Genomic DNA, 3,770 nt, shown 5'->3' on the forward strand with positions numbered 1-3,770 from the left:
GAGTTGCCCAGTACCAGCCTCAGATGCCGCACGCCGAGGTGTTCTATGAGCAGCCGATACTGAGCCGTCACCATGTCGTCGTAGTTGTAGTTCGGAAACGCGGTCCGCAGTCCATCGGAGGGCTAGGACGACGCACCGGTACCGATGGCGTCGGGCAGGATGATGAAGTGCTTTGCCGCGTCAAGGGGCTGGCCCGGCCCGAAGAGCTCGCCAGCGAAATCAGGCGTGAGCAAGCTGCCTGCAGACCCGGTGGTGCCGTGCATGATCAACACGGGCAAGCCGCTCGGATCGCCCACCGTCGTGTAGGACAGACGCAGTTCGGGCAACACCTCGCCGCTGGCGAAGCGGAAGTCCCGAGTCACCCAATGCCCCTCGCGAGGCTTGGGGAAGTCGGCGGCGTAGCTGCTCAGCGCCGTCAGCCCCAGCAACAAGCCACAGCCCAGTCGTGCGAGCCGCCTCAGCCAGAAATTCATGGATGTCATCTCGTCGTTCTCCTCAAGCTTGGGACAGAGGCGCGCTCACCACTTCGCGCCGAAATGGCTGCGCAATTCATCGATCTGTGCCGCTGTCAGGGGGGTGGGGCGAGTCATCAGCCAAAGCCGCGCGGTCTCCTCGAGTTCCTCGAGCACCGCGCTGGCCTGCGCCGGATCGGAGTGCCACACGTTGGGACCGAGCCGCTCCATCATCACGGCGCGGATCGGCGTGCCCGCCGTGCGCATGTGCTCGATGCGCCGGGCCACCTCGTCACCCATCGCCGGGTCGCCCGGCCGGTGGTAGGGAATCAGCGGGACGTGGCCGACCTTCATCACGAAGTACGGCGTGATGGGCGGGACGACGTCATCCGCATTGCTGACGCCGGCGAGCGTCAATGCAACCAGATGGGTCGAGTGGGTGTGGATCACGCAGCGCGCCTCGGGGTCGGCCGCATAGATGCGGCGATGCAGCGCCAGCGTCTTGGATGCACGGTCGCCGCCTGTCTGCACGCCTTCGTGGTTCACCTCCGCCAATCGCGCCGGGTCGAGGCCGCCGAGGCAGGCGTCGGTCGGYGTGATCAGGAAGCCGCTGTCGGTGCGCACACTGATGTTGCCCGCCGTGGCGCGCACGTATCCGCGGGCGAACAGCGACGCGCCGACGCGGCAGATTTCCTCGCGCAGGGCGCTGATCATGCCGCCTCCAACTGATCGAAGGCCTTCGTGAAGAAATCCGTGGTTCCGAAGTTGCCGGACTTCAGCGCCACATGCAGCGTCTCGCCGGCGCAAGCCGGCGACTGCACGGCCGTCCACGGCACGCCTGGGTCGATCTGCGGGCCGATGCTCATTTGGCGGACGTCGAGTTCGCGCACCACGGCGCCCGAGGTCTCGCCGCCGGCCACAACCAACTGCCGCACGCCGCGCTCGACCAGGCCGAGTGCGATGCTCGACAGCGCCTGTTCGACCATCTCGCCGGCCCGGGCGACGCCAAGTTGCGCCTGCACATCCTTGACCGCCGCCGACTCGGCGGTGGCATACATCAGCACCGGCCCATCGGACACATGCTGAGCGGCCCAAGCCAAAGCCTCGCCGACCACGTCATCGCCGGCAGAAATCGCCAGCGGGTCGACCGCAAAGCTCGGCCGTCCACTGCGTTTGAAGTGCAGCACCTGCGCGTTCGTCGCCTGCGAGCAGCTCCCCGACACAACCGCACGAAGACCCGTTGCCGGTGGCAGCGTGTCGGCTCTTGCGCCCGCCTCACCCTGCTCGATGGCAGGCCAGTTCTGCGGCAGGCCAATCGCCACGCCGGAACCGGCGGTCACCAGCGGCATGCCTTGCAGCGCCGCGCCGATGTGCATCAGGTCCGCGTTCGAGACCGCATCGACGACCGCGATCCGAACACCTTCGGCCTGCAGCACCGCGAAGCGCTCGCGAATGGCGCGCGCACCCTGCGCGACCACGTCATAGGCCACCAGGCCGACCTTGTGCTTCGTCTGCAACTGAAGCACGCGCACCAGGTTGGCATCCGTCATCGGCGTCAGCGGATGGTGGCGCATGCCGCTGTCGCTGAGCAACTGGTCGCCGACGAACAGATGGCCCTTGAAGATCGTGCGCTGGTTCTCCGGAAACGCCGGGCAGGCAATGGTGAGGCCGCTCTGCGGCAGATCGGACAGCGCGTCGAGCAGCGCGTCGGTGACGGGACCGATGTTGCCCTGGGGCGTGGAGTCGAAGGTCGAGCAGTACTTGAAGTAGACCTGCTGCACGCCCTGAGCCCGCAGCCAACGCAACGCGGCCAGCGATTGCGCCACCGCATCGGCCGGGGCGATGGTGCGCGACTTGAGCGCGACCACGATCGCATCGGCATCGACCGCTACCGCTTCGTCCTCGGGCACGCCGATGATCTGTACAGTGCGCATGCCGCCGCGCACCAGGTTGTTGGCGAGGTCGGTGGCGCCGGTGAAATCGTCGGCGATGCAGCCGAGCAGAGGTTGCACGGCGCTCATTGGTCGGCCTTCGGGAGTTCGATACCGGGGAAGATCTTGATGACCGCAGAGTCGTCTTCCTTCGCATAGCCGGCGGTCGACGCCTGCATGAACATCTGGTGCGCGGTGCTCGCGAGCGGTAGCGGGAATTTGCTGGCGCGCGCGGTGTCGAGCACCAGCCCGAGGTCCTTGACGAAGATGTCGACCGCCGACAGCGGCGTGTAATCGGCCTTCAGCACGTGGGCCATCCGGTTCTCGAACATCCAGCTGTTGCCTGCGCTGTTCGTGATGACCTCGTACAGGGCCGCGGCATTCACGCCTTCGCGCAGGCCAAGAGCCATGGCTTCGGCCGCCGCGGCGATGTGCACACCGGCTAGCAACTGGTTGATGATCTTGACCTTGCTGCCGTTGCCCGCCGTGTCGCCCAGCCTGTAGACATTGGCGGCCATCGCTTCCAGCAGGCCCTCGCAGCAAGCGTAGGCAGCGGGCTTTCCGGACGTCATCATCGTCATGTCACCGGAGGCCGCCTTGGCGGCGCCGCCGGAGATCGGCGCATCCAGATAGTGCAAACCGAGGGCTTCGAGTCGGCCTTGAAAGGCAATCGAAACATTGGGGTCCACCGTGGAGCACATCACGAACAGGCTGCCGGCTGCCATCGCCGTGGCAGCGCCATCGGGGCCAAACAGCACGGTCTCTGTCTGCTGCGCGTTGACGACCACCGACACCACCACCGCGCAGGCCCGGCCCACCTCGGCGGGGGAGGCACACGCGACACCGCCTTCCCGGGCGAATGCCTCGGCTGCACCCAGCCGTGCATCGCACACATGGACAGTATGCCCTGCACGCCGCAGCGACTTCGCCATGCCCGAGCCCATGGCGCCAAGACCGATGACTCCGATATTGCTCATGTTCTCTCTCTCCTCAACGATTGACCAATTTGGCCGGCGTCCTCAGCACCGCGATGGCGCCGACCACCAACATGCCAGCCAGCACATACATGCCGCTCTGAGTGCTCTGCGTTGCGTCCTTCAGGAAGCCGATCAGATAGGGACTCACAAAGCCGGCCAGATTGCCCACCGAATTGATCGCAGCAATGCCTACGGCAGCGGCCGCACCGGAAAGGAATGAAGTCGGCAGCGACCAAAAGAGCGGTGCACAGGTCAGCACACCCGCAGCAGCCAGAGAGAGCGCCGCGACGGAAACGACGGTGTTGTGCACGAATGAAGCGGCGATGACGAAGCCGAGCGCACCGAACAAGGCCGGCACGACCAAGTGCCAGCGTCGTTCGCGGCGGGCATCGGCGCTGCGGCCAGTCAGG

At 66.2% G+C, this 3,770-nt stretch carries 4 protein-coding genes and 1 pseudogene; all 5 read right to left on the reverse strand.

Going from position 1 to position 3,770, the window contains the following annotated elements; genetic code table 11:
• Nucleotides 1-122: 122 nt before the first annotated feature.
• Entirely contained in the window at nt 123-473 is a 351-nt protein-coding gene (locus AC1DY5_RS46395) for a hypothetical protein (RefSeq protein WP_478121127.1), read from the reverse strand.
• 45 nt (nt 474-518) lie between these two features.
• Nucleotides 519-1,166 carry a class II aldolase/adducin family protein gene (locus AC1DY5_RS46400; RefSeq protein ID WP_478121128.1) on the reverse strand — a complete coding sequence of 216 codons (648 nt, stop codon included), beginning with the start codon at nt 1,164-1,166 and terminating at the stop codon, nt 519-521.
• Complete coding sequence (gene otnK / locus AC1DY5_RS46405) at nt 1,163-2,473, reverse strand: 3-oxo-tetronate kinase (RefSeq protein ID WP_478121129.1); 1,311 nt, start codon at nt 2,471-2,473, stop codon at nt 1,163-1,165. The genes AC1DY5_RS46400 and otnK overlap by 4 nt, the downstream gene beginning before the upstream one ends.
• Nucleotides 2,470-3,360, reverse strand: a complete 891-nt coding sequence (gene ltnD / locus AC1DY5_RS46410; protein ID WP_478121130.1) for an L-threonate dehydrogenase — start codon at nt 3,358-3,360, stop codon at nt 2,470-2,472. Before ltnD ends, otnK begins: the two co-directional genes overlap by 4 nt.
• A 13-nt stretch (nt 3,361-3,373) precedes the next feature.
• Nucleotides 3,374-3,770 (reverse strand): annotated as a pseudogene (locus tag AC1DY5_RS46415) (MFS transporter); the annotation flags it as partial.

The sequence above is a fragment of the Variovorax sp. P4_D9 genome (genome assembly GCF_056401695.1).